Origin of the sequence: Nocardia sp. NPDC101769, from assembly GCF_044766925.1 — a bacterium.
Classification (GTDB): Bacteria; Actinomycetota; Actinomycetes; order Mycobacteriales; family Mycobacteriaceae; genus Nocardia.
The window spans coordinates 161,210-186,657 of record NZ_JBIWMX010000016.1 but is presented as its reverse complement, the minus strand read 5'-3'; the positions used below and the strand labels follow the sequence as shown (position 1 = coordinate 186,657).

The 25,448-nt window shown below is 66.3% G+C and carries 27 protein-coding genes; 16 read left to right on the top strand and 11 right to left on the bottom strand.

From position 1 onward, the window contains the following. Window positions 1-3 precede the first annotated feature (3 nt). Window positions 4-183, top strand: coding sequence for a DoxX family protein (locus tag ACIRRA_RS24935; RefSeq protein ID WP_402772437.1), 180 nt, complete (start codon window positions 4-6; stop codon window positions 181-183). Between the two features lie 723 nt (window positions 184-906). Here the strand turns inward: ACIRRA_RS24935 and ACIRRA_RS24930 are convergent. The 3 genes from ACIRRA_RS24930 to ACIRRA_RS24920 form a co-directional block, all read right to left on the bottom strand. Further along, entirely contained in the window at window positions 907-2,169 is a 1,263-nt protein-coding gene (locus ACIRRA_RS24930) for an ATP-binding protein (protein ID WP_402772434.1), read from the bottom strand. Between the two features lie 416 nt (window positions 2,170-2,585). Then, window positions 2,586-3,251: a hypothetical protein gene (locus tag ACIRRA_RS24925; RefSeq protein ID WP_402772431.1), complete on the bottom strand. Its 666-nt coding sequence runs from the start codon at window positions 3,249-3,251 to the stop codon at window positions 2,586-2,588. 128 nt (window positions 3,252-3,379) lie between these two features. Beyond that, window positions 3,380-4,051, bottom strand: coding sequence for a helix-turn-helix domain-containing protein (locus tag ACIRRA_RS24920; protein ID WP_402772428.1), 672 nt, complete (start codon window positions 4,049-4,051; stop codon window positions 3,380-3,382). 522 nt (window positions 4,052-4,573) lie between these two features. Between ACIRRA_RS24920 and ACIRRA_RS24915 the strand changes: the two genes are divergently transcribed. The 4 genes from ACIRRA_RS24915 (at window position 4,574) to ACIRRA_RS24900 (ending at window position 7,730) form a co-directional block, all read left to right on the top strand. Then, complete coding sequence (locus ACIRRA_RS24915) at window positions 4,574-4,909, top strand: YidH family protein (RefSeq protein ID WP_402772425.1); 336 nt, start codon at window positions 4,574-4,576, stop codon at window positions 4,907-4,909. Next, entirely contained in the window at window positions 4,906-5,214 is a 309-nt protein-coding gene (locus tag ACIRRA_RS24910) for a DUF202 domain-containing protein (RefSeq protein WP_402772422.1), read from the top strand. Before ACIRRA_RS24915 ends, ACIRRA_RS24910 begins: the two co-directional genes overlap by 4 nt. Before the next feature lie 104 nt (window positions 5,215-5,318). Further along, window positions 5,319-6,758, top strand: a complete 1,440-nt coding sequence (locus tag ACIRRA_RS24905; protein WP_402772419.1) for a sulfatase-like hydrolase/transferase — start codon at window positions 5,319-5,321, stop codon at window positions 6,756-6,758. 27 nt (window positions 6,759-6,785) lie between these two features. Continuing rightward, entirely contained in the window at window positions 6,786-7,730 is a 945-nt protein-coding gene (locus ACIRRA_RS24900; protein ID WP_402772416.1) for a formylglycine-generating enzyme family protein, read from the top strand. 148 nt (window positions 7,731-7,878) lie between these two features. Here the strand turns inward: ACIRRA_RS24900 and ACIRRA_RS24895 are convergent, their stop codons facing one another. Further along, window positions 7,879-9,495 (bottom strand): MFS transporter, encoded by a 1,617-nt coding sequence (locus ACIRRA_RS24895; protein ID WP_402772413.1) that lies wholly within the window; start codon window positions 9,493-9,495, stop codon window positions 7,879-7,881. Between the two features lie 252 nt (window positions 9,496-9,747). Between ACIRRA_RS24895 and ACIRRA_RS24890 the strand changes: the two genes are divergently transcribed. Then, window positions 9,748-10,479 carry a hypothetical protein gene (locus tag ACIRRA_RS24890; RefSeq protein WP_402772410.1) on the top strand — a complete coding sequence of 244 codons (732 nt, stop codon included), beginning with the start codon at window positions 9,748-9,750 and terminating at the stop codon, window positions 10,477-10,479. A 50-nt stretch (window positions 10,480-10,529) separates the two neighbouring features. Then, window positions 10,530-11,258 carry a hypothetical protein gene (locus ACIRRA_RS24885; RefSeq protein ID WP_402772407.1) on the top strand — a complete coding sequence of 243 codons (729 nt, stop codon included), beginning with the start codon at window positions 10,530-10,532 and terminating at the stop codon, window positions 11,256-11,258. A 7-nt stretch (window positions 11,259-11,265) separates the two neighbouring features. On the opposite strand, the gene ACIRRA_RS24880 is transcribed toward ACIRRA_RS24885, so the two are convergent. Continuing rightward, a complete protein-coding gene (locus tag ACIRRA_RS24880) occupies window positions 11,266-12,099 on the bottom strand; it encodes an IclR family transcriptional regulator (RefSeq protein ID WP_402772404.1) in 834 nt (277 codons plus the stop codon). After that, window positions 12,096-13,346, bottom strand: coding sequence for a hypothetical protein (locus tag ACIRRA_RS24875; protein WP_402772401.1), 1,251 nt, complete (start codon window positions 13,344-13,346; stop codon window positions 12,096-12,098). Before ACIRRA_RS24875 ends, ACIRRA_RS24880 begins: the two co-directional genes overlap by 4 nt. A 47-nt stretch (window positions 13,347-13,393) precedes the next feature. Between ACIRRA_RS24875 and ACIRRA_RS24870 the strand changes: the two genes are divergently transcribed. After that, complete coding sequence (locus ACIRRA_RS24870; RefSeq protein WP_402772398.1) at window positions 13,394-14,713, top strand: MBL fold metallo-hydrolase; 1,320 nt, start codon at window positions 13,394-13,396, stop codon at window positions 14,711-14,713. 92 nt (window positions 14,714-14,805) lie between these two features. Here the strand turns inward: ACIRRA_RS24870 and ACIRRA_RS24865 are convergent, their stop codons facing one another. Both ACIRRA_RS24865 and ACIRRA_RS24860 read right to left on the bottom strand, forming a co-directional pair. Then, window positions 14,806-15,435, bottom strand: a complete 630-nt coding sequence (locus ACIRRA_RS24865; RefSeq protein WP_402772396.1) for a DUF3159 domain-containing protein — start codon at window positions 15,433-15,435, stop codon at window positions 14,806-14,808. Window positions 15,436-15,460: 25 nt separating this feature from the next. Next, window positions 15,461-16,423 (bottom strand): TauD/TfdA dioxygenase family protein, encoded by a 963-nt coding sequence (locus ACIRRA_RS24860; protein ID WP_402772393.1) that lies wholly within the window; start codon window positions 16,421-16,423, stop codon window positions 15,461-15,463. Window positions 16,424-16,503: 80 nt separating this feature from the next. On the opposite strand from ACIRRA_RS24860, the gene ACIRRA_RS24855 reads away from it, so the two are divergent. Beyond that, window positions 16,504-17,073, top strand: coding sequence for a helix-turn-helix domain-containing protein (locus ACIRRA_RS24855; protein WP_402772390.1), 570 nt, complete (start codon window positions 16,504-16,506; stop codon window positions 17,071-17,073). Between the two features lie 151 nt (window positions 17,074-17,224). Here the strand turns inward: ACIRRA_RS24855 and ACIRRA_RS24850 are convergent, their stop codons facing one another. Further along, window positions 17,225-17,857 (bottom strand): TetR/AcrR family transcriptional regulator, encoded by a 633-nt coding sequence (locus ACIRRA_RS24850; protein WP_402772480.1) that lies wholly within the window; start codon window positions 17,855-17,857, stop codon window positions 17,225-17,227. A 57-nt stretch (window positions 17,858-17,914) separates the two neighbouring features. On the opposite strand from ACIRRA_RS24850, the gene ACIRRA_RS24845 reads away from it, so the two are divergent. Together ACIRRA_RS24845 and ACIRRA_RS24840 are read left to right on the top strand one after the other, a co-directional pair. After that, window positions 17,915-19,321 (top strand): hypothetical protein, encoded by a 1,407-nt coding sequence (locus ACIRRA_RS24845; protein WP_402772387.1) that lies wholly within the window; start codon window positions 17,915-17,917, stop codon window positions 19,319-19,321. Window positions 19,322-19,325: 4 nt separating this feature from the next. Next, complete coding sequence (locus tag ACIRRA_RS24840) at window positions 19,326-19,598, top strand: helix-turn-helix domain-containing protein (RefSeq protein ID WP_402772384.1); 273 nt, start codon at window positions 19,326-19,328, stop codon at window positions 19,596-19,598. A gap of 23 nt (window positions 19,599-19,621) precedes the next feature. Here the strand turns inward: ACIRRA_RS24840 and ACIRRA_RS24835 are convergent, their stop codons facing one another. After that, complete coding sequence (locus tag ACIRRA_RS24835; RefSeq protein WP_402772381.1) at window positions 19,622-20,227, bottom strand: TetR family transcriptional regulator; 606 nt, start codon at window positions 20,225-20,227, stop codon at window positions 19,622-19,624. Window positions 20,228-20,500: 273 nt separating this feature from the next. Between ACIRRA_RS24835 and ACIRRA_RS24830 the strand changes: the two genes are divergently transcribed. The 5 genes from ACIRRA_RS24830 (at window position 20,501) to ACIRRA_RS24810 (ending at window position 24,336) form a co-directional block, all read left to right on the top strand. Continuing rightward, window positions 20,501-21,541: a serine hydrolase domain-containing protein gene (locus ACIRRA_RS24830; RefSeq protein WP_402772378.1), complete on the top strand. Its 1,041-nt coding sequence runs from the start codon at window positions 20,501-20,503 to the stop codon at window positions 21,539-21,541. A gap of 25 nt (window positions 21,542-21,566) precedes the next feature. Next, window positions 21,567-22,922, top strand: coding sequence for an MFS transporter (locus tag ACIRRA_RS24825; RefSeq protein ID WP_402772375.1), 1,356 nt, complete (start codon window positions 21,567-21,569; stop codon window positions 22,920-22,922). 320 nt (window positions 22,923-23,242) lie between these two features. Continuing rightward, window positions 23,243-23,761 (top strand): three-helix bundle dimerization domain-containing protein, encoded by a 519-nt coding sequence (locus ACIRRA_RS24820; RefSeq protein WP_402772372.1) that lies wholly within the window; start codon window positions 23,243-23,245, stop codon window positions 23,759-23,761. Window positions 23,762-23,925: 164 nt separating this feature from the next. Then, window positions 23,926-24,123 (top strand): three-helix bundle dimerization domain-containing protein, encoded by a 198-nt coding sequence (locus tag ACIRRA_RS24815; RefSeq protein ID WP_402772369.1) that lies wholly within the window; start codon window positions 23,926-23,928, stop codon window positions 24,121-24,123. Between the two features lie 12 nt (window positions 24,124-24,135). Next, the gene (locus ACIRRA_RS24810; protein ID WP_402772366.1) at window positions 24,136-24,336 is read left to right on the top strand and encodes a hypothetical protein; all 201 of its coding nucleotides are present in this window, start codon (window positions 24,136-24,138) and stop codon (window positions 24,334-24,336) included. Window positions 24,337-24,794: 458 nt separating this feature from the next. Here ACIRRA_RS24810 and ACIRRA_RS24805 read toward each other — a convergent pair whose 3' ends face one another. Continuing rightward, the gene (locus tag ACIRRA_RS24805; RefSeq protein WP_402772363.1) at window positions 24,795-25,385 is read right to left on the bottom strand and encodes a TetR/AcrR family transcriptional regulator; all 591 of its coding nucleotides are present in this window, start codon (window positions 25,383-25,385) and stop codon (window positions 24,795-24,797) included. Window positions 25,386-25,448 lie beyond the last annotated feature (63 nt).

The following is a 25,448-nucleotide window of genomic DNA, read 5'->3' as shown; positions in this document are numbered from 1 at the left end:
GGCATGGACGGGATCGCACCGATTCTCACACCGATCGCTGCGGTCGGCGTGGCCGCGATCATGGCCCTGGCCATCGTCACTCATACCCGTCGCGCGGAACCCTCGGCGATCGTGGTCAACCTCGTGCTGTTGGCCGCAGCGGCATTCGTGGCCTGGGGGCGCTTCGGCCCCTACAGCTACTGACCAACCACTCGATCCGGTAGCGACATCACCGCATTCCGGTCCAGTGCGGCCGGTTGCGCGGCGATCGCCGACGCTGGGTGCCCTGCCACTCAGCTGTTGGCAGGCGCCGCGTTGGGACAACAATCGGGTGTGGGCGCAGACTCGATCCAGCCCCAACGGTTACCCCGCGCTTTCGTCGGCGAACTGGTGCCGGCGTCGGGTGCGACCGAGGGATGACCGCTCGCGGACCGGAAGGACATCGCCGACCGGTGTCGCCATTTTCCCTGCTCAATTGTCTACTCCGGCATCATGGACCGTCTCGACCGGAGTGGTCAGGGATGCTGCGTTGCCGCCGGCCGACTTGACGCCCTGACGACCGGTCATTGAGGTCGAGTAACTGATATGGAGGTCTTCCCGGGTCGCGCGGTGTAGAAGCCGGGCAGTTCGGTCCCGGCGGGAGTTCCTCAGCTTGCGCTGTATTTAGTTGTTGCCGAACACAATTCGCTGGGACCGTGACCGGCCGGTCCGGTCGTGTCCGGTGCCGTCGTGGAAGTGATCGTTGGCGTCGGAGCCGAAGGTGATACATCGGCAGACCGGGGAGTCTCATGAACCTCGTAGTGGGGGTCAGGGGTTCGAGTCCCCTTAGCTCCACTCCAGATTGGCTCGACGGCAACGTCGGGTCTTTCTTGCTTCTCTGGCACAGACTGTTCGCGGTGAAAATGATTGGTGGCCTTTCGATCCCGATCACTGTTCAGGGCTCGGGACTTCCCAGAGGGCGCTGACCGGCATTGCTAGCATCTTCGGTCCGAAGGGCAGGGTTTGCCGGCCGGTGTGGAGCACGATGCCGGTGAGGAAGTCCTCGCCGAGGCGTTCGGCGAGGTGGCGGAGGTGGCGGAAGTCGTCCGGTCCCACCGTGGAGGCGGCTTTGACTTCGATGCCGACGACTTCGCCACGTCGGTTCTCAAGTACGGCGTCGACTTCGACCCCGTCCTTGGTGCGGTAGTGGTACATCTCGACGTCCTCGGCAGACCAGGTTCGCTGGCGTGCGAGCTCCATTAATACGAACCCCTCCAGTAGCGGACCGAATCGGCCGTTGGGGCGCAACATATTCCGCACGTCGGCTCCGACGAGATTCGATGCGATACCGGAGTCGACGAAGGCTACCTTCGGGATCATTGTCGCGCGGTTGCTCAGGTTTCTGGACCATGCCGGTATTCGTTTGATCAGGTAGACCTCCTCGAGCAGCGTCAAATAGCGCTTGACCGTCGAGGCCCCGAGAGTGAGGTCGTTGCTGAGCGAGGTGTTCGCGAGCAGTTGCCCGGAGCGGGCCGCGACCAGTTGCAGGAGGGCGCGCATCTCGGAGGTGCGCTCGATTTCCGACAGTTGGCGGATGTCGCGAGTGATCAAGTCGCCGACATAGGAATCGAAGAAGGCCTTGCGTCGCTTGTCGGTGTTTCGCGCGACAGCATCGGGGAAACCGCCGCGGACGATCCGTTCGGCGTAGTCGGCGCGTGGCAGGGTCGTGGTGTGTCGCAACTTGTCTCGGTGGGTGAAGACGGCGTCGATGAAGGCGTCGGGTGTGCCGTCCATCTCGCCTTGGGAAAAGGGCCACAGTTCGATGGTCTCCATGCGACCGACCAGGGTGTCCGGTAGCGCTCGCAGCCCGAGTATGCGTGCTGAGCCTGTCAGCAGGTATCGACCCGGGCGTCCGTCTGCGTCCACTTGTGCCTTGATGGCCAGCAGCAGTTCGGGTACCCGCTGGATCTCGTCGACCACCATCAGGTTCGGCGAGTCGACGAACCCGTCCGGGTCCTCGAGTGCGGCCTGTCTGGTCAGGGTGACGTCGAGGTCGCGCCATTCTGCGTCGCGACCCTTCGAAACGAGGCGGACGAGGGTGCTCTTGCCGCATTGCCTCGCTCCATTGACGAGGACGACCCGGGTGTCGGCCAGCGCGTCGGTGACGGCGACTGCGGCCCGTCGAGGGATGACTCGGGTCTGCATGGTCATGCGCTCCGTTCGTCGAGTAGGACGAGCGCCTGTGGTCGCGCTTTTCCCCTGATCATAGCTAGTTCTTCCCTCTACGTCTGGTTGATTCGTCGCTATATAGCTGGTCGATTCGTCGCTACAGGTCTGGTTGATTTGTCGGAACATGGGTGGTTGATTTGTCGCTCAAACTGCAGTTGATTCGTCGCAATGGGACCGATGGATCGGTCGACCTGTCTGCCGCGCTCACTCACCGGCCGGATCGCGATGCCCGGTCCGTCGACCAGCACCGCGCGGTTCGTATGCTGGTCCGTCAGATCCACTCACTCACAAGCCGCAGGTCAAAGACCTGCGGCGTTGTGTTATCTGATCAGCGCTTGAACATTTCAGGCGGCTGGGGCCGATTCGTTTGCCGGATGGGTCAGGGTTGGCTCTCGGTGCTATGGCGCCAGGTTGGACAGGATCGCTAGTGCGGTCTCGGCCTGGGCCCGATGTTGGCGCGGCAGCGCACGCCAGGCGGAATGGTCGAACTCGAGTTGGGTGGCGAGTGCGGAAATTCGGCGCCGGTCGGAACCGGCGAAGGCGTCGCGTTCCGCGAACGGGTCCTCGATGCAGGCCAGCAGTGCCGCGGCATCGTGGAGATGGCGATCTCGATCGCGGGAATCTGTCGTGTAGGCGGCCGCTTTGAGGATCAGGGCGCCGAATGGGTTTGGCACGGAGATGTTTGCGACTGTCTCTGATTCGATCTCGATGCGTGCGTGGATGGTTCGGCGCAATGCTTGGGTCCCGCCCTCGATGCGTACCATGTCCCGGCCGCGGAGTCGTTCGACAACCTTGGGTGCCGGATGGTCGGCGATGAGGACATCGACGTGCTCTTCTGACGGGACACCTGCGGCGAGATCGACGGTTGTCGTCCCGCGAACGAACCGGTGCGCGGTGCTGTTGCGTGGGTCGATGGACGGCTGAAGTTGATAGCCGAGGCCTTCAAGGGCGGTCGCCGAGGCAGCCGGAATACCACGCCGGGTCTCGATGTGTAGCACGATGTCGACGTCGTTGGTTGGCCGAACGATGCCAATCCCGTGGTGGATCGTGTGCAGCTGAGTCATGAGACCACCGACGAGGGTCCAGGCGTTTTGCGGGAGTGCGTCGGCCAGTTCGGCGACATTGGGCCAGGGTGGTGGCCAGCCACCAGGCGGGGACGCGACATCGATTGTCGGTCGCGGTCGTTGCCCGCTCATCGGTAGGCCTCCAGCGTCTCGGTGAGAGCGCGTTGTCCGACTCCCCGGATGCGCGGATCGAGTGCGGTTGCGGCGTCGAGTGCCGCGACGACGACGCTTGTGGCAACGACCTTGCCGACCTGATCGAAGTCGAAGTCGGTGACGCGCAGCGTGACGTTGCCGGAGGGGTCATCCCGTAGCCCGAGGGTTTGGATTGTGTTGTTGAGCTGTTGTGCGGCGATATAGCCGTCGAGATAGTTCTCGTCGAGGTCGACGATGCCGAGAGCGTTCATGTCGGGACGCAGGACGATCGTGCGGAGCCGAGGCAGTGCGGCGCGGTGGGCCGTGAATATGCGCACGTGCGCGTGGTCGCGCACCCGTGCGATGAATTCGTTGGGGTCTGTCAGCTCCCGGAGCGTTCGCCGGACCCGAGAGACCTGAGTCTGCCCGAGCCAGTCGGCCTTCCCGCCGGAGAGAAGAGCGATCGCTCCCCAGGCCGTATGTTCCGCCCAGCCCCGGGTGCGACCTTGGCGTTGCGACATCAGATAGCGGTCCACCGAGTCACGCTCGAGCAGTCCGCGGGTGACCCGCGTCAGGTGTCCGGCATTCACGAGGCGACGAGCGTGTCGAACGGAGATGCCGAGCATTGCCGCCGCTGCGTCGAGGCTGATGAAGTCGCCTTCACTCATGACAGATAATGTCCCATTTCGGACCTATTCTGTAAAGAGTCGACGAGTCCCGGTATCGCTTGATTCGCGTTTGATTCGTTGTGGCGGACCTCAGTCGATCACCTTTGCTGCTGACACCGTCAATACCCGTTGGTCATCAAGGTGTCGGCCGGATCTGTTTTCGGGCTGCTGACCCGGACTGTCTTCATGGCCATCCGAGTTTGGTGGTGGGGTTGGTCCCCTTGCTCCCCTTTGTGGCTTGGAGATTCGGCCTGTTGGTTTCGTGTTGCGTAGCGCCGGTCTCGATCACTCGAACGTGATGATCGAGGTCGGAATTCAAATTGGCTGATCCGCGGTGTGGAATACGTTGCCAGGCAATGGTTTCTGTCCTCGATAACGCGGGTTGCGGCGGCGCGGGGTTTGTGGGTGTGCTGCCGGCGTAAGGCATTGTTCCGGTGAGAGGGACGGGTGCTCCGCGGTCGGTGGATGCACGGGAACCTGCTAGCCATGGACTCAGTGTGTGACGTGCGGTTGGAGACTTCTGTGCCTGGGGAGCGGGTGGTCGACTACAGGTTCACCCTCGCCGCCGAGCGGACGTTCCTGGCTTGGATTCGGACCTCGTTGGCGTTGATCGCAGGGGGTGTCGCTGTGCACGAGTTGGTGCATACGTTCGCGACTCCGTTGGTGCGGACGGTGGTGGCTACTGTGGTGATCGGGCTCGCCGCGGTGGTGGCGGCGGGGGCGTATGTGCGGTGGCGGTCGATTGACGACGCCATTCGTGGTGATCGCGCGCTGCCGGATTCGAGTCTGATGGTGGTGCTGACCGCGGTGATCGCGACGATCTGTGTCTTGGCCGGTGTGGCCGTGGCGATCGCATGAGCGATACCTGGCGGGATCCCGGATTGCAGGCCGAGCGCACGGCTTTGGCCTGGCGACGGACGGCGTCGTCGGCCACGGGGGTCGCGCTGGTCGTGGTGCATTTCTCGACACGGGTTTCGGGCTGGCGGGCCGGTGTCGGAGCCATGGTGCCCGCCGCTGTCCTCGTAGTTCTCGCTGTGTTCGCTCATTGCCGTGGGCGGCAACTGCGGACCGACTGTCGCAGCTCGATGGGGTGGGTGGCGCCCCTGGTCGCTGGATTCGTGGTGGTCACGGCGCTCGCTCTGGGGTTGTTGCTACCACTGTGACGTGAAACCTATGATTATGGACGTTCTGTCTATAATTAGATACGGTGTCTATGTAATGGTCGGATCGCCCGGCCTTTCTGAAGCACGGAACCGGAGGTGCGGCGATGAGCGCCGAGCGGCGGAACGTCCTGGTGTTGGTGTCCGATCAGCACAGCCCGAAAATTCTTGGCAGTAGCGGCAATTCGCTGGTGCGGACGCCGAACTTCGATGCGATGGCGGCGGCGGGCACGAGTTTCGACAACGCCTACTGCAACAGTCCGATCTGTGTGCCGTCGCGGGCCTCGCTCGCCACGGGGCGCTATGTCAATCAGACCGGCTACTGGGATAACGCCATCGCCTACGACGGTCGGATCGACGGCTGGGGGCATGCGTTGCAGCAAGCCGGTCGGCGGGTCGAATCGATCGGAAAACTGCACTACCGCAATGAGTCCGACCCGACCGGGTTCGATCGGCAGGAGCTGCCGATGCATATCAAGGACGGGATCGGCCAGGTGTGGGGATCGGTGCGCGATCCGCTGCCGCGCCGGGAGCAGGCACCGCTCATGGTCACGATTTCCGGCGGCGCCGACAGCGACTACACCCGCTATGACGCCGCGGTGACCGAGCGAGCGTGCCGATGGCTGGAGGAACCGTCGGCCAAGGCCGAACCGTGGGTGCTCTACGTCGGCCTGGTCGCACCGCACTTCCCGTATCTCGCACCGCCGCAGTTCTTCGAGCTGTACGACCCGGAGTCGATGCCCGACGCCACGATGCGTCCGGACCAAGGACACCCGCGCCATCCGTGGGTCGAACGGTACGCGCAAACGCTGCCCGGACTCGACGACGCCAACACCGAAGAAGAACGCCGTCGCGCCACGGCCGCCTACTACGCACTGGTCAGCTACCTCGACGACAATATCGGCCGCATCCTCGACGCCCTGCACCGCAGCGGAATGGCCGAGGACACCACCGTCGTCTACACCTCCGACCACGGTGATCTCGTCGGCAGCCGCGGGCTGTGGGGCAAGTCGCTGCTCTATCGCGAATCGGCAGGAATACCGATGATCGTGACCGGCCCCGACATTCCGGCCGGGCGGGTCAACCACACCCCCGTCAGTCTGGTCGACATTCATCAGACCGTCCTCGACGGTGCCGGAGTGCCGTTCGGCGACGACGATCGGCCCGGACGTTCGCTGCTCGACATCGCCCGTGGCGCAGACGAACCCGACCGTGTCGCGTTCTGCGAGTACCACGCGATGGGCGCGCCGACGGCCGCGTTCATGGTGCGCAAGGGCGATCACGTGCTGCATCACTATGTCGGCTACGAACCCGAGTTGTTCGATATGGCAGCAGATCCCGATCAGACTCGGGACTTGGCCACCGATCCCGCGCATGCGGCTGTCCTGGCGGATCTGGACGCCGAACTGCGCCGCATCGTCGACCCCGAAGCGGTCGATCACGCGGCGAAGAAGGATCAAGCGGCGCTCGTGGACAGTTTCGGTGGACCCGAGGTCGCGGCGACCATCGGAACCATCGGCGAGACACCGGCTCCGGCGACGAAATAGACGAATGGCTGTGGGAGGCAATCGAAGATGAGCGAACACTCGTGCTGCGGTCCCTCCCGCAGCCTCGATACGCCCGATCCTATTGCGGCACCGGCGTCAGCCGCCGCGCCGCGCCCGGGTCAGCGCCTGATCGATATCCCGGGCGGGACTTTCCTCATGGGTGCCGACGACCCCGACGGCATCCCCACCGACGGCGAAGGGCCGATCCGCGAGGTGGCCCTGCGGCCTTACCGGATTGCCGCCACCGCGGTCACGAACACCCAGTTCGCGACCTTCGTGAAGGAGACCGGCCATATCACCGACGCCGAGCGCATCGGCAGCGCCTTCGTATTCCACTTGTTCGTTCCGGCCGAGCAGCGGCACCGCTACCTGTCCCCGTCGCGAACCCCATGGTGGCTCGATGTTCGCGGAGCGTGCTGGCGATCCCCGGACGGCCCCGGCTCCGGCATCGGGGACCGCCCCAACCATCCCGTGGTTCAGGTGTCGTGGAACGACGCGACCGCCTACTGCGACTGGGCCGGCGTCCGGCTACCGACCGAGGCCGAATGGGAGCACGCCGCGCGCGGCGGCACTGTGCAGCAACGATTTCCGTGGGGCGACGAACTCGTCCCACGCGGCCGTCACCACGCCAACGTCTGGCAGGGTGTATTCCCCACCCACAACACCGCCGAGGACGGATACGTCGGCACCGCGCCGGTGAACGAATACGCTCCCAACGGTTTCGGCCTCTACAACGTCGTCGGCAATGTGTGGGAGTGGTGCTCGGACTGGTTCACCACCGAGCACCCGCCGGCCGCGCTGAACAGTCCGACGGGCCCGCCGACCGGCACCGCCAAGGTGATCAAGGGTGGTTCCTATTTGTGCCACCACAGCTACTGCAACCGATACCGGCTCGGCGCCCGCAGTTCCAACACTCCCGAATCTGCAACGGGCAACACCGGATTCCGTGTCGCGGCGGGGCCGATTTCCTAGCGCCCGGCGGTAGGCGTGCCGTCGCCGAGCCACTCCTCGGGCCCTCCGAGTGGGCCGAATCGACGCGCACGACCTCGACCGCGTTGCCGCGCAGGGGTGATCGGCCCCGCGGACGGGTGCCCGGCCGGACCGGCCGGGCACCCGGAGATCACTGCGTGAACGCGCCGCCGGTCGCCGGGGTGCGGCCGTGCTTCATGACCAGCACGATCAGCAGCGCGCAGATAGCCGCCGCCGCGCCGAACCAGAAACCGAGCTCATATCCCCTGTCGGCGAAGACATTCGGCAAGGGGCTCTGCTGCGGTGGCCGCCCCGCCACGCTGACGCTGGTGGTGATCGGGTGGGCGCTGACGAAGGCGGTGATGACCGCCGTGCCGATCGCCGTGCTCAGGCTCTGCGCGGCTCCCAGCATGCCGACGCTGATGCCCTGCTGCTCCGGGGGGACGGCTTCCACCATCAGGATCGGCATGCAGGCGTAGTAGAGCCCGAGTGCGGCACCGAACCCGAGGCTGGTGACCGCGAACACCTGCCAGGTATGCGGGAGCACGGCCAGTGCGACAGTGGTGGCGGCGAACAGAGTCAGCGCTCCGATCAGCGGCAATCGGGCCCCGACTCGGCGGGCGAGGAGTCCGGCGATGACGCCGAACAGCATGGCGACCAGCCCCTGCCCCAACCCGATTCGAAGCGCGAACTGCATGAGGGACAGGCCGTCACCGTAGGTGTAGCCCGGCGTGAGCGTCACGTGCACCAGTTCCGGCGGCAGCGTGTGCCCGGTCGCCTGTGCGACGCGCGCCAGTGTGCGCGAGACGATTGTCGGCTCGAGAGCGGATTCGGACGGTGTCTGCACCATGTAGGCGACGGCGTAACTGTGCACGCCGACCAGGCATGCCGCGAATACCGCCGTCATCAGCACCAGGCTGACCCGCGGCGCGAAAAGCAGCCGCATGTCCATGAGCGGGACGCGCGAGCGCAGCTCGACGATCACGAAGAGAACCAAGGCCACCGCACCGGCGATCAGCCAGGCCAGGGTGGTGGGCTTGGACCATCCCCAGCCGTTGCCCTTCGATACGAAGACCAGCACCGTGGCCACACCGCCGGAAAGCAGGACGGCCCCGGCGATGTCGACCCGGCCGGGCACACGCAACTTCGACTCGGGCACGACCAGAGCCGCCAGCGGCGTCATGACGGCCACGAAAACGAACAACACCCAGAACATCGCGCGCCAGCTGTGCTGGTCGACCAGGTATCCGGCCAGGAGCGGCGCGACGGCGGCGGAGAAGCCGAGACCGGTCGCCGAGATTCCGAGCCCGATCGGAACGTACTTGTGGGGCATGAGATCTCGGATGAGCCCGTAGGCGACGATCGCCATGCCCGCCGCGGTCGACTGGAGGCAGCGGCCGGCCAGGAACAGTGGCCAGCTGCTCGTGGTCGCGGAGAGCAGGCATCCGGCGGCGAACACGATTCCGCAGAGTAGGAAGATCCGCTTCTTGCCGTAGATGTCGCTGAGCTTGCCGATCACCGGTGACGCCGACGCCCCGATGAGCCCGAACACGATCAGCGACCAGGTGATGTTCGGCCCCGCCGCGGGAAACGATGGCGCGATCTTCTGGAGGGCGGCCGATACCATCGTGAACTGGATCGGTGCGACCTCGGTGTAGAGGACGATGACCGCCAGCACGGTGAAGATCCGTAGCCGCGACGCGTCGTCGAGCCGCCCGGTATCCGAGCCCGGCACGTCGGACGTGCCGACGGTGGAAGTTGTTGACATTGCACCTTCTTCGTCGAACGCAGGGAGGTTCCGCCAGGCTGCCCGCGAATCCCGCTGCTTCAGTGATGGTTTCGGTCAGCGGAACGGCGGTGGTGCGCCCATACGGCCTCGGTGGGGTTGTTCGACGGCCGAGTACCACTGACCGAAACCGCGGAACGAGTCCGGCTCTCGACTGGCTACCTTCCGTTCGGTCGAAGTGACCGCTCTCACATTCCATTAGCCAATCGAATGATTCGGCTTCAGAGGATCACCATGAATACACGCAGGACGACTGCTCTCGCCGCCTTCACCTCCGCCGCCGTCATCGGTGGTCTGGTGACCTCCGTCAGCGCCTCGGCCGCGCCACCCGCCACCGCACCCGCGGTGTCGTATTCCGCGACACCGACCGGGGATTCGGTGACCACCACCCTCGACGGTGGCACCTTCACACTCTCGCCCGACGGCGCCTCGGTGCTCATCCGCGACGTGGCCGGGCAGCTGCTGGACTCCTTGCCGACGGCGTTGCGGCTCGACGGCCATCAGATCGCAATCGATCAGCGGATCTCCCCGGACGGCCGCTCCCTGGTGTCGACGCCGGACTGGGATGCGGTGCGCCACGAGGACATCCGGCCCGTGGCCGCACCGCTCGAGAACCAGCTGGCCATGAACGACCTCATCAACTCGGTCAGCATCGGCAGCTCCATCGGCAGCTTGATCGGCACCGCGATCGGGGCGGTCGTCGGCGTCGGCGTCGGGTTCGCCATCGCGGGTGCCTCCTGCCTGGTCCTGACTCTCGGCTGCGCCCTGGTGGTGCTGCCGGTGGTGACCCTCGTCGGCGGCGTCGGCGGATTGGTGGGGCTGGCTCTGGGCGGCGGCCCGACCGCCGCGGCGGCGTTGTTCGACTACTTCTCGGTCCTGCGGGCCGCACCGGGGGAGAGCAAGTACGCGCCGTATCTGCCGAACCACGGTCGGCCCGCGGCGAGCGCGACGGAGGAAACCCGGTGACCGCCAGGCATATTGGGTCAGCTTCGGTTCGTATCGCGACCTTGGCCGCGATGGTGAGCGCCGGCATCGCGGTCACCACGGTCCCCGGCCGGGCCGACACCACCGAACCGGTGCACTACACGCTCACCGCGCTCGCGAACTCGGTGCAGACGGCCCTGAATGGCGGTACCTTCGCGGTGTCGGCCGACGGTCGGTCCATCGAGGTGCGTGACGACGCCGGGCAGCCGGTCGACGCGATTCCCCTGACCGTGTTCGTCGGTGACGCGCGTGTGCCGGTCGCTCAGCACCTGGACGACGAGAATCGAACGCTCACACTGACTCCGGACCTCAGCGCGGTAGATGTGGGCGCGCTGCGGCCGATCGCGTCACCGATCGAGGATCAGGCCGCGCTCACCGATCTGGCCAACAATCTCAGCCGCGGACCGCTGATCGGCACCGTCATCGGCATGGCCGTGGGCGCGGTGATCGGCGGAGTGCTGGGGTTGGGCACGTGCGCGGTGATAGGTCCGGCCTGTGTGGCGACGGTCCCGGCCGCCGTGGCCGTCTTCGCCGGGGCGGGCGGGCTGGCGGGAACGCTCGTGGGTGACGGCGTCGGCCTCGTGGACGGGGTGCGTAAGTACCTCATCACCCTGCAGTCCGCGCCCGGTGAAAGTCCCTACGCGCACAACGGATTGCTCGACCCGCAGGGCGCCGGTGTTCCGGACGGGATCCTGCGCCTGCCCAGCGGGTCGGCCAATGGGATCCGCACTGGATCCTCGGCGGGCTCCGCGCACCACTGAGGCGGATTCACAGCAGAGCGTCGTCGTCGAGCAGCGCCAGCACACGCGTGACCAACGCGTCGGCCGGTGCCGACGGCGACGCCTCGGCGGCATCGGGGTCCAGCCGCAGTGAGACCCGCCGCGCCGCGTCGACGACCAGGGGGGCGAATCTCTCTACGGTCGTGGCGGTTCCGGGCGCGCTCACCCCGAGTGCTCCGCGAACACCGTCGGCACCCCGGATCACCGTGGCTACACCGTAGATCCCAGGCAGATGCTCCCCGCTGTCGAACGCCAGCCCACCGCGGGCGCGGACCCGCCGCAGCTCCGCGTACAGGACCGGCAGACTGGTGATGGTCGCCGGTGTGCACGGCCGCAGTCGTCCCGCCAGCGCCGCCTCGGCTTCCTCCGGCTCGATATCGGCAAGCAGGGCCTTGCCCAGGGCGGTCGCGTGCGCGGGCGCGCGGTGCCCGACTCCGACCACTGTGGTCGACGGCAGCCTGGCGACCCGGTCGAGGAAGACGACTTCGTCGAAGTCGAGTACGCCGAGATAGGCGGTCGCGCCGGTGAACGCGTGCAGTTCCTCGAGCGCGGGCAGGGCCGCGACCCGCAGATCCTCGTTCGTGTCGTGGCCGCCGCCCAGGCGCAGCGCGCGCGGGCCGAGCCCGTATCCGCCGGGACGCTGTCGCAGCCAGCCCAAGACGGCCAATTGCTCGAGGATGCGGTAGCAGCTCGACCGTGGCAGTCCGGTGTGCGCGACGACCTCATCGAGACGCATGCGCACCGACCGGTCGTCGAACAGGTCGAGGATGAGCGTCATGCGCTCGAGCATCGACTGCGGCGGGCCTTCGGGATTCGGATTCATACCATCACCATGTCGTCGTGGACATCGAGGCCGAACGCCCATTGGCCGTAGAGCCGCAGCGCCGGTTCGGGTTGATTGACCATGTGGGCAGCGGCGGTTCGGACATCGCGCCACGTCCGCTCGAGGCTTCCGCCCTCGCGGACGGCTTCCGCACCGGCGCAGCGCATCAGCGATTCCAGGGCCGCGAGCGCCCGCTCGGTGGCACGCACCTGGTCACGGCGGGTCCGCAGCCGAAGTTCCGCCGAAACCGATGCGCCCTCGGTGATTACGGCCATCGTCTCGCGAGAATCCCGCTCCAACTGGAGGATCGACGCGTCGATCTCGCCCAGACCGCGCGCGACCGCCGCCTGCACCGCGGGATCGATGACCGAGCGCGCACCCGCCAGGCTGAAGGCGGCGCGGCGGCCCGCGCGTCGAAGATGGTCCTCGAACGCGCCCTGCACCGCTCCGACGATCGGCGTGCATGCCGCCAGGCTGTAGACGATGGAGAGCGGGCAGCGGCCGGGCGGATTCGCGCCCGCGGGCTCGAGCTCACGCGGCGGAGCGATTCGGACCCGGGAAGCGGGCACGTACACCTGGCGCGCGGTCACCCGCCTGCTACCGGTGCCGCGCAAGCCGGTGGTGTTCCAGTGGTCGCCCACCATCAGCTCCGAACACGGCACGACCGCGGTCGCGAGTCCGACCGGTACGCCCTCGGCGACCATTGTCAGGGCCGCCAGCGCGGCCCATCGGCAATGGTCGATCGCGGGCAGATTCGGCCATTCGCCGTCCAGCAGATACCCGCCGTCAACGGGTTCGAGCCGACCCGCCGGGGCGTGCGACGCGGATATCAGGGCCTGCGGTGACGATCCCCATATTTCTTGTCGCGCAGCAGGTTCCAGCAGGGTCACATGCCACGAGGCGGCACCCAGCATGGCGGCGACCCACCCGGTCGACGGTGCGGCCGCCGCGAGGGTGCGCACTCCGGCGTAGAAGCCGAGCAGGTCCGGTGTGGAGCCGCCCTCGCCGGGGTGCAGTAGATCGAACAGGCCGGTGTCGACCATCGCGGTCATGACCTGCGCGCTCGGCGAGCGATCGTGATCGGCGCGAGCAGCCTGCTCACGGACCACGGGAGTCAGCGCCGATAGCGCGGTCGCCACGTCGGCGTGACGGCTGCCGACTCCTGCTGTCGAGCGTTGTGGAAATCGGAACCCGGTAGCGCCGACGGGCGTGCTCGCGGTCGGGGTCGTCGGGGTCGTCTCGCTCACCGAAATAGCCCTCCTGCCAGTGATTTTCCGCTCCTACCGTCGGCTTCATGACCCATCAGACAGGAGCTACCCGTATGACCCAGGCACAGCCGGTTCCGGATGACACCACCTCCGCGGGTGAGACGGCGTTCATCGGATTCAATGTGGAGCAGATGACTCACCTGTTCTCGCGCGGCCACGGCCCGGTCGGTGAAGCGGAGATCATCGAAGCCGCGCCGCGCACCTACTACATCCGGCCCGGGACGGTCAATATCGCGCTGTTCGAGACCGACGAGGGCCTGCTCATGGTCGACACCGGGCTGGCCGGGGACGGTCCGGAACTGCTGCGGGCGGTCCGGTCGATCTCCGACAAGCCGCTGCACACCATCGTCTACACCCACGGCCACACCGACCATGCGTTCGGCCACTGGGCGTTCCTCGAGGCCGGTGAGACTCCGCGAATCATCGCGCACGAGAATCTGATCGGGCATTTCGAGCGCTACATGAAGACGCCGGGCCTGAACACCGTGATCAACAAGCAGCAGCCCGGTGGCACCGAGGGCAAGACGTGGCCCGCCGAGCGCACGGACTTCATCTGGCCCACCGAGACCTACCGCGACACACTGGAACTCACCATCGGCGGGGAACGGTTCGTGATCCGGCACGGTAAGGGTGAGACCGACGACTGCTCGTGGGTGTGGGCGCCCGAGCGCGGCGTCATCGCCGCGGGCGATCTCGTCACCGGCTATCTGCCCAACGCGGGCAACCCGCGCAAGGTGCAGCGTTATGCCGAGGAGTGGGCCGACGCCGCCGACGAAATGGCCGCCCTGCAGCCCGAGGTGATCATCCCCGGCCACGGGACCCTGGTCGTGGGCGCCGAGGCCATCCGGGACGAGCTGGGCGCCATCGCCGCGTACCTGCGCCACATCGTCGACCACGCCCTGACCGGGCTGAACGCGGGCGTGCTGCACGACGAGATCGTCGAGACGCTGCGCATTCCCGATCACCTGGCCTCCCATCCGCGACTCCCGGCCATCTACGACAAGCCGGAGTTCATCTGCCGCAATGTGATCCGCCGCTACAGCGGCTGGTGGGACGGCCACCTGGCCAACCTGCTGCCCGCGCCGGAACGCGACCAGGCCCTCGAGTACGCCGCGCTCGCCGGCGGGGCCGACCAACTGGCCGCCCGCGCGCGGGAACTCGCGCTGACCAACATCCGGCTGGCCTGCCACCTGGCCGAGACCGCCTTCTACGCAGACCCGGATGACACGGTCATCCAGTCGACCTATGTCGAGATCTTCGCCCGCCGTGCGGAAATCGAGCCCGCGCTGATGGCGAAGGTGATCTTCAGCGAGGTCTACCTGCGCGTCGAGGCGCGACGACAGTAGATCGACGCTGCCTGAGCCCCCGCGCCGCCACCACCCCAACCGGTGGTGGCGGCGCCGAGGCTGTATCGGAATCCTTCGGTCTGTCATGGTTTTCACTCGTCGGACTTTCCCGAGCGCGATCGTTGAACCTGGAGCCAGGTCAGGGCGATCAACACGACCACGGAGGGCTTGCCGAGCAGCATGGCGGCAAGCCCGAGCGCGGCAACCTGATTGGCCAGATACAGCGGCGTCAGCGCCACAACGTGCACGACCCAGTTCACGAACCACATGGCGGTGATGCGCCGATGCAGCCGCAGCCGACGTGCGGTGACCTCGCCCGCCGGTTCGATGCCCACCTTGCGGCACAGCCACAGCGTCACCGGACGTCGGCCGACCAGGCTGATCCCGAACACGATGGTCAGAACCGCGCATCCGATCACGGTGGGCAGGAAGAAGTCTCGGCCCTGACCGCTGAACTGCACGAACAGCGAATAGACCAGCACCGCGGCCACCGACACCGTGACGACCTTGACCGAATCGCCCCGGATCAGACGCACCAGCGCCAGGATCGCCGCCGCGGCGATCGCGGCGGCGATTCCGGCGTGCGCACCGGCGAGCTGATAGCCGACGAGAAAGGCCGCCACCGGGCCGACGGCGTCAGCGCTACGTTGGAATCCGTTGAGCTGCTTGAACTTCGCGAAGACTTCCGTCGCAGCCGACGCCGTACGACTCGTGTGTGTCACCTCGGACCTTTCTGTCGAGACCGGGTCACCGGTGCGGGCGGGTCCCGGCGATGGAAGCGCGTTCCATCACCCGGATCGCGGGCCAGTAGTCGCTGGAGGCGTAGTGCTGCACCGCGCGGTTGTCCCAGAACGCCACCGTGTGCGGCTGCCACTTCAGTCGCACCTGGTGCTCGGGGTAGTCGGCCTGGCGGCAGATTCGGTCGAGCAGTTCCGCGCCTTCGTCGCGGTCCATGCCCTCGATCTGCTCGACGAAGATCCGGTTGACATAGAGGTGCTTCTTGCCGGTCTCGGGATGCGCCGCCACGATCGGGTGCGCGACCGTCGGATGCGCGGCCCGCATGGCATCGCGCTTGCCTTCGGGCAACGCGTGCCCGAACGCCCGGCTGAAGTCGTGGATGGCGTCTCGCCCGTCGATGAGGCTCTTGGTCTCCTCGTCGAGTGAGTCGTAGGCGGCGTGCATATCGGAGAACAGGGTGTCGCCGCCGAGGGCCGGAATCTCGAGCGCATGCAGGATCGCGCCCGCCGACGGCTTCTCCCGCCAGGTCACATCGTGGTGCCAGCTGTTCTCGAATCCGCTGACCTGCGCGCTCTTCTGGAAACGGACCAGTTCGGGGTGATCGGTATTGGACGGGATGAACGGGTGGATCTCGAGCTCACCGAAGCGCCGGGCGAAGTGCACGTGCTGGGTGGAGGTCATGGGCTGGTCGCGGAAGAACAGCACCTTGTAGTCCCGAAGTGCTTGGCGCAGTTCGGCGATCACCTCGTCCGGCAGCTCGCTGGTCAGGTCGACGCCCGAAATCTCCGCGCCCAGGGTGGATCCCACCTGGACGGCATCGAAGTTCTGCCACCGCAGCGCGGTCAGCCGGTCGCGTTCGGCGGCCAGGTGGGTGAACGGTCCGGAGATCAGGGGCGATCCGGGCATCCGGACGGGGCGGACGTCGAGCGCGGCGGCGGGTTCCTTGTCGGCCACCACGATGGTGTCGTTCATTTCGGGATTCCTCTCGGATGGGCTGGGTGAACCCGCTGTAGTCGATCGACTACACAGCGGGTGTGCGCTAGTGTAGTCACATGACTACGAGTGGGGCAACCAAATCCTCGGGCGAGACCGGACCGGTGGGGCGTGACGAGGTCGTGGCAGCGGTGCTGACCAGCGCGGCTGATCTCTTCGCCGAGCGCGGTCCGGCCGCCACGTCGATCCGGGATATCGCGGATCGCGCGGGGGTCAATCACGGGTTGGTGTTCCGGCACTTCGGTGCGAAGGACAAGCTGGTGGCGGCCGTGCTGGCCTATCTGGGGACCGAGTCGGCGGCACTGGACGCCGACCATCCGCTGACCGCGGCCGACCCGCGCTGGCAACGTCACTGGGTCGTGTTGGTTCGCTGCATTCTCGACGGGTTCGACGTCGCCTCGCTGCAGGACCAGTTCCCGGTGATGTCCCTGCTGCTCGGGCAGGCGCGTCGCCACCATGACGATGAGCGGCGAGCGGCGATGGCGGTGGCGAATGTGGCCGCGCTCGAACTCGGGTGGAAGCTGTTCGGACCGTTCTTGCGCGCAGCCACCGGCCTGAGCGATGTGCCCGAGGCTGAACTGCAGCCGCGTATCGACAGCGAGGCCGCTCGCATTCTCCGGGGAGAGTAGAGCCAAGGCGGACAAGGGCTTCCGGAATGATCGGGCCGCTGGTTCGCCCTCTGCGCGGCCCGGCGGTTCTGCGGGCAGTCGGTCCCGCTGTCGGTCGCCTGCCCGGCCGATCGTCCAGGGTTCTCCATCATCACCGCGCGGGGACGCGGGATCAGGACTGTTCCGGACTGAGCGGCGCGGTGAGGGCAGCCGTGACCATCGCGACGAGATTCTCTTCGAATACCTTGGCGCTCAAGGGGATATCTGATCCGGTGGACAGGGAGCGCGCGCGGACCGACAGCATCGTCATCGTCAGCTGGAGAACCGACCGCACGCGTTCCTCGATCACCGCCTCGGGCAACTGGCCGATCGCTCGGCCCATCAGGCGCACTGTCGCCGCCATGGTCGGGTAGCTGAGCGACAGTGCGTCCAACTGGGACTGATCGAATCGATGCACTGACTGGGCGAGGATCTGGAGGTGGCGTCGCCCGGACTGGCTGTCGAGCAATTCGACCAATGGCGTGACGATCAGCGAAACGGCGTCCCGCACGGTCTCCGGGCCGGGGCCCGACCATTGCTCGAACAGCTCGGTCCTGCGTTCCTCCACACGGCTCAAATGCTTTTGCAGGATGGCCTCGAGCACACCCTCCCGGGAACCGAAGTGGTATCGCAGTGCGGACGGATTGCGTTGCCCGGCGCCTTGAACGATGTCGCCGACCAGCGTCGCGTCCACGCCGCGCTCCGCGAACAGCTCCTCGGCGACTTCGAGGAGTCGCTCTTTCGTCGACACCCTTTCGGAATTCATGGGCCTCAGGCTACCCTCTGCCTTGATAATAATACGGATTATTAGATGGAGGTTCGCATGACCCGACACCACACGTTCGCGATCGTCGCCGCCGCGGCATCGCTGCTGGCAATGACCTGCGGCGCCGGCGCAGCCTCGGCTGCCGATTCGATCCCGGACGTGGGCCCGACCGACACCTCGCTGATGCACAGCGACCTGTACTCGACGGACTCGATCGGGATCCCCGGCCCCGGCCCCGGCGCGCGGGTGCGCGCGGCATCGAGCCCGTCCGGACCCTGTGCGGCACCGTTCATCGGCAGTGATGGCATGCCGGTCGCGTTGTGTACCAGCTATGTCGGGCTCAACCCGCCGACCTTCCTGGCTCCCACGGTCAAGCTGTTCGACCCCGTGACCGCCCAGCCGGTCGCCCAGTTGCAGCTCGACAAGGGCAGCCTGCTGGGCAGCGCCTACGGCTACCTGGACAGCCGGGACCGGATCGTCGTCGCGGACGGGGCGAGTGCCATCGCGCGGGTCGCGCATCGCCGGACCGCGAACGGCTGGGAGTTGTATCTCGACCAGCGCATCGATGTGAAAAGTGCTGTCCCGGATGGTGACGAGCTCACTGCGATCGAGCCGGACTGGCAGGGGCGGATCTGGTTCGCGACGACCAACGGTGTGATCGGGACCATCGACGGCGACCGCGTTGCGTCGACCCACCTGCCCGCCGGGGAGAAGATCGCCAACGGTCTCACCCTGCGGCCCGCGGGGGCGTCCGTGCTCACCGATCACGCGCTCTACGAAATGACCGTCGGTGCCGACGGGGTGCCGACCACGGTCTGGAGCAACACCTATGACCGCGGCGTGGCACGCAAGCCGGGGCAGGTGAGCTGGGGTTCTGGCACCACGCCGATCTACTTCGGCGATACCGCCGACGAATACGTCGCGATCGTGGACAACGCCGCGCAGCCGAACCTGCTGGTGTACAACACCTCCGACGGCTCCGTGTACTGCAAGATGCCGGCCTTCGAAACCTCCGGACCCGGCACGGAGAACGCGCCGATGGCGTGGGGACACTCTCTGGTCATCGGCAGCACGTACGGCTACCAGATGCCGCCGGGCGCGGCCGACGGTCCGAGTGTGCCCGCCGACGCGCCGTTCACCGGCGGTATGACCCGCATAGACGTGACCGCCGACGGTTGCCGCCGGGTGTGGGAGAACAGCGACCGGTATGCCAACCTGCCGCATCTGTCGCGGGCGGACGGCCTGATCCACGGGCTGGCCTACGGCCCGCTCGCCGACCAACCCTCGACCAAGTCCGGTCCGGTGTACTACGCGGCCACCGACTTCAATACCGGTGACCGCGTCGAGACCGTCCAGGTCGGCACCTCCCCGCAGGATGATCTGATCCTGCTGACCGGTGTCATCGCCCCGGATGGAACGCTGTGGCAATCCACGAAGAGCCGCATGCTGGCGATCGGGCACTGAGATCGTGTCCGACGCGACGGAGATCGTTGTGAATGCCGTTGTGCCGGAACGAAAAGGCTCGCCCCCCACCGATCGGGTGATCGCCATCGTCGAACTGCTCGCCCGCAGCCGTGAACCGATGCTGCACCGGGTCATCGCGGAGCGGCTGCGGCTGAGCAAATCGACGACGTGGCAGATCCTGACATCCCTCGAACGAGCCGGATGGGTGTCCAAGCGAGACGCGCGCTACAGCATCGGTGACGGCCTCGCGACCACCGTGGCCCACGCGAGGCGTTGAGATACTCTCGGTGACTACGGGATTCAGGCTGGGGGCTCGCCCTCGAAGCCCGTCGCCCAGTAGCGGCCGCGCAGCGAGAGGGTGCGCAGCATTTCCGCGACCTGCTCCAAGGGCATTGGTGGTGGGTCGGTCTCGAGCCACCACTGCAACACGGAGATCTGCTCGCCAACCCAGGCGCGGGCCACGATCCCCAGATCGATCCGCGGGGTCAGCCCGAGATTGTCGGCGCGGGCGGTGAAAGCCGCTGTGGCAGCGGCGGTTCGCTCCTCGGTGAACCGCCGCAGCGCCCGTCCGTCGCCCTCGCCGCGCAGTATGACGCGGTAGGTGTCACGTTCCTCGGCGGCATGCCGGAACACCTCGAGCACGGGCTTGCCGGTAAATCCCACCTCGGACAGATCGGCGAGAGGCTCCAGACGTCCGTTCAGCTCGGCGATCACATCGGTGACCACCCGATCGAGCAGCGCGTCCTTGTCGGTGAAGTGCGTATAGAACGTCGCCCGGCCCAGATCGGCCCGCTCGGTGATGTCCTCGACGGTGACGTTCGCGTATCCGCGTTCCAATGACAGCGACACCAGTGCGTCGCGGAGTGCGCGCCGGGTACGGCGGACGCGGCGGTCTTCGGGTGGCACGGACGCCCCTTTCTCAACGTGATACGGGTCGCCTCAGCATAGCCGCCGTTGACACATCGACTGAAAATAGACAGTATGTCCAATATTGGTCTTTGTGTCATACGAGTGGAGGCTGTCGTGACCCGAGTGGTACGAAATGATGAAATGATCTGGGCGCGTGGGTTTCTCGACCCGGCGCACGTACGCCAGCACGCAACTTCGGTACGGGAAACAGGGCCGACTCGCTCGGTGTGGCGTGGCGAGACGGCACCATGGCGGTTGCCGCAATCGCCGATGGACCTGACCGAGCTGCCGATCGGATGGACCGGCGGGCGCACTATCACGCTCGCGTCGGCATTGGCCGAATCGGAAACCGACGCGCTGGTCGTCGTACACCGCGGCCGCGTTGTCCACGAGACGTACCTGCACGGCTGCCAACCCCATGAGCCGCATCTGAACGCTTCCGCGGCAAAGTCCTACCTGGGCCTGCTGGCCGCGATGCTCGAGCACGAAGGGCTGCTCCGTCGCGATGCGCTGACGGCTGAATACGTCCCCGACCTCGCGGGCACCGGTTACGGGGAAGCCACCATCGACCAACTGCTGCACATGACGACCGATGTGCGGTTCGACCGACGCCCGTACGATCGCATCCTCGAAGCCCACCGCTACTGGGCGGTGGTGACGCCGTCGCTGCGCCCCTACGGCTACACCGGGCCGACGACCATCCTCGATCACCTGGCCACCGCCCGGGCGGCCGGACCCTATGGTCGTGAATTCCGTTACGAGAACGGCAATGTCGAGGCCCTGGCGGAGGTTCTGCGCCGCATCACCGGACTGTCGACAGCGCAGTTGCTCAGTGACCTGATCTGGTCGAAGATCGGTGCCGCCGAGGACGGCTGTTACATGCTCGACAGCGCGGGCAACGAAATGGCCTGCGGTGGATTCGCCGCCACGGCAATGGATATCGCGCGACTGGGCGAAATGCTGCGTTGTGAAGGCGCGATCGGTGGCCGGCAGATCGTCCCGGGCGACGTCGTCGCCTCCCTCGGTCGTATCCCCGATGGCGCGACCGCGCGAGTCCAACTGCCGCGTGCGTCTGCCGATGCGCCCGGACAGCTCAGCTATCGCGACCTCTGGTGGCAGCTCAATGACGGCAGCGGCTCCTATATGGCCAGCGGCATTCACGGCCAGCGAATGCTGGTGTCGCCGGGACGCGATCTGGTGATCGTGCATTACGGCGCGCACATCCTGTCCCCGTCGCTGCCGCAGTCGCCGCTCATCCTGCTGTTCGCCCAGATCGCCGACGCACTGGCCACGACTTCGACCGCGGTGTGAGCGCCGAATGCAGAGAGGGCGTCGAATGACAACCCGAGCCGTCGGCTCCCGGCACCCGGCAGACCGTCGTCGAGGCAAGAACCTGGCGCTGCTGACGGCCTCGCACGCCTTCGACAACGCTGAGACCAGCGTGGTCAGCGTGCTTTTCCCATTGATCCGTGATGCACTCGGACTCTCAGCGGCGGCGCTGGGCGCGTTGGTCGCAGCCGGCAAGATCGTCGGTACGATCGCGGCGCTGCCATGGGTGTTTCTCACGCGGCGCTTCCCACGCAAGACCGTACTCGCGGTGTGCGCGGGATTCTGGGGCGTCTGGGCGATGGCGGCGGGGCTATCGGCCAATTTCGCGCAACTGATCGTATTGACCACCATCGCCGCCGCGGGTTTCGCCGGAGCCGGGCCGATCGCCCTGGGCATCCTCGGGGACCTCTACGACGACAGCGAGCGGGGCCGCGCGACCGGCGCCCTCTACGCTGGCACCGCGCTCGCCACCGGCATTGCGGCACCCCTGTTCGGTCGGCTTTCTGGATTTGAAAATGGCTGGCGCTACGGGTTTTTCATTTCCGGTGGAATCTGTGTGATCGTCGGTGTGCTGATCCTTGTGTTCCTGGACGAACCGGAGCCCGCGCATCGGCCCGCCGCGGCGGATGGTGAGATGACACCGGAGGAACGACATGCTCTCGGTTCAGTAGTGTCGAACGGCAGGGTGCGCCTAATTGGCGCGTCGCTGCGAAAGCTGTTCGGCATCAGGACCTATCGCTACCTGCTCGTTCAGCGGCTGTTCTCCGGACAGAGCATCATCATGAGCTTTGGCACGGTATTCCTGGTGCAGGACCGCGGATTCAACACGGCAACAGCCGCTTTGATAGCGCTCCCATTCGCACTCGGCTATATCGTGGGAACATTCCTCGGGGGCCGAGCAGTCGATGCCGTGCATCGGTCGCGTCCACGAAGTGGCCGTATCGCCCTGCTGCAAATCAGTCAGATCGCGTTCGCTGCAGTGGCTTTCACGGCGTTTGCAATTCCGTGGTCGTCTATCGCGGTGTACGTCGCCCTGTTTGCGGCAGTCGGGTTCCTCCAAGGACAGTACCCCGTGATAAACCGTCCGCTGATCATGGCGGTCGTGCCACCACCCCTGCGCCCGCTGGCCTTCGCGGTGTCGGTATCGGCCGCCGACGGCCTCGCCTACGCGATCTACTCCCTGCTCACCGGAGTGCTCGGCGACCAGATCGGTTTGGGCGCCGCGCTTCTGCTCGTCACGGTCGTTCTCACCGCCTCGAATGGCTTGGTTTGTGCCATCCTCTACCACCCGTACGCCCACGACAGTGCTGCTCTAGCCGAACAGCTGGCCTCGGGCGATGGCGTTACGGATGCCGTGCGGTGAGGAAGAATGCTGCGCACTGCTCGACGCCGACCTCGATCCAGCACAGCCGGCAGCGCCGAGGAGTATCGCGCCTACGACATGTTCACCCCGACAGTCGAATTCACCGACAGCGCCGATTCGTTCCTTCGGGTCATGGCTGCCTCCGGGCGAAACCCACACTGGGCGAACAATATCCGCGCCTGGTCGACATGCTCGAATCACTGCAATCCACGCTGACCCGGCGCGCGACATCGAAAGCAGGACGGCGATTATTCGGGTGTCGGTGCGGTCTCATCCGGTCATACCGTAACTCGTTCGGATCCATACACCGTCGATGAGACTTGGGATCAGGCATCACCGAGGCCGGAAGGCACGAGAAAGTCGCTGCGCTGGTGTACATCACCGCGTTCGCGCCCGACCAGGGCGAATCGGTGAACACGCTGCTCGCGTCGCCGACCTTGTCCGCAACGCGGCCGAGCCGTCTGGCCCAGCGGTCAGCGATGACGGGCTGTCGGCCACACGCTGGGATGGGGCCGACAGGTTTCGTTCGTATCGGGTCAGGGCCGTTCCTGGCTGTGGCCGAGGAAATTTCGGGGCATACCGACCGAATCGGATCGACGTCTGTTGACAGCCGCGTGAACGGCGGGCAACCATGGTTCATGCCATCATCTGACGAGGTCAAGCGGCTCGCGGAACTCACTGATCGGCTCGCGCAGCGGTTTCCGGCAATCAGCGTGTGGACTATCGCCACGATCGTGCACGAGGTCCACCACGGCTTTGATGGCCGGCCGGTGCGGGAATTCGTTCCGCTGCTGGTCGAGCGGGTCGCCGCACGACAGCTCGTGTCGGCCGTCCGCTGACCCCCCACCGCGATGCCGTCGGAATCCCCTCCCTGGCGGCGGCATCGTCAATCACTTTGGCGCAGAACGTGATTGCCGTGCTGGTCGCGATCGAATGTGACATACTGCCCGAATCGGAAATACGGGTAGTTGACGACGCAGGGGGTCGCGAACAACCATGAAGCATGGCAGTAAATGACGAAGACCAGCAGATCGCGGCACTCGTCCGACGCCTCGCCGCACAGTTTCCCACATTCAATACCGGCACCGTCGAGGGCATCGTCGCCGAAATCCACCGCGGCTTCGACGGCCGGCCGGTCCGCGATTTCATTCCGCTGCTTGTCGAGCGCGGTGCGCTGCGGAGGCTTTCCGCAACCGGCTGATATGAGCCGTCGGTGAGTGAGGATCCCGAAACCGCTCAGGCGCGCATGTTTCTCGCGGAACTCGAGTACTACGCCGAACGCCTCGTTCGCCGGCGCGGCCAGTGGCGAGACGACAACCCCAACCAGGCCATCGAGGTCGAACTCGCGCAGGTCCACCAGCAGATCGAGAACCTGCGCCGGCGATTCCCGGGATTGTGGCAGACATCCCGATGATTTCGAGCGATCGAACAATGAAACGGGATTCGGTGCGGGAACCCGGGCGCGGCTCCCGCGCTGGTTGTATCAGTTGGTCGCGGCTGCAGCCTTTTCGGTGGGATCCGCCACGCCGAAGTGGCTGATCATGACGACAGCCGATGTTCATCGGAGATCCTGCTTCAGGACAGTTCGGCGAGCGCGCCGGTGCCAGCTGGCCGGCATCGGCGAATGCACCGTGAACGAGGATTACTGTCGGGACGGACATGTGATTCTTTTCGGCGGCAGAAATCGCCGTGTTGCCGGTGGCAACCGGGTTGTGCTGTGTTCCTTCGAGTTTCGAACCCCGTGCACGATGATCGCCCCGCCTTGTCGACAGGAATCCGCCGGATCAGGACACTCCGCGACGAGGTTGTGCACCTTCCAGTGGGCGACTGTGGTCTCGGCTCACCCGGTCGGCAGGAATCCGCACCGTGATATCAGCTGCTGGAAGCCGGTACATGCCAGCCGATGACCAATGATGTCACGGCCGCCGGGATCACCACGTCGATGTACGCCGAGGGCAGGGTCCCGTCGAGTTCGAGCGTGACGAAGCCGTGCAGGGTCGCCCAGACCGCGACCGCGATGCGGTTCACCTCTGCGGTCGGGTACCGGGAGGCGTGTACGCGGCTGATCGCATCGACGAGCGGTGCCGCCGGGTCCCGGTCGCTCGGGGCGCCGCTGGGCGTGTAGGTCGTGCCGCCGCCGAAGATCACCGCGTAGAAGTGCCGCTCGTCGAGGGCCCACCGCCGATAGGCCGACGCCATCGCCAGCAGGTCGCTGAGCGGATCGTCACCCGCGGGCACCGCGACCAGAACCTCGAACAGCTGCGCCGCCAGGCGCTGGCGCACGGCAGCGAGCAGACCGTCCCGGCTTCCGAACAGGGTGTAGATCGAGGTCGTCGAAGCGGTTGCGGCAGCGGCGATTTCGCGCACCGACAAGCGATCCGACGAGCGGCCACGCAGCAGATCGGTCGCAGCGCTGATGAGGCATTCGCGCGTGGCGTCGTCGTTGGTTGGCGGACGTCCCATGGAGACGCAGTCTACCCGGCATGTAACACTGTTTCAGAACGATGTTCTGAAACTAGGGAGATC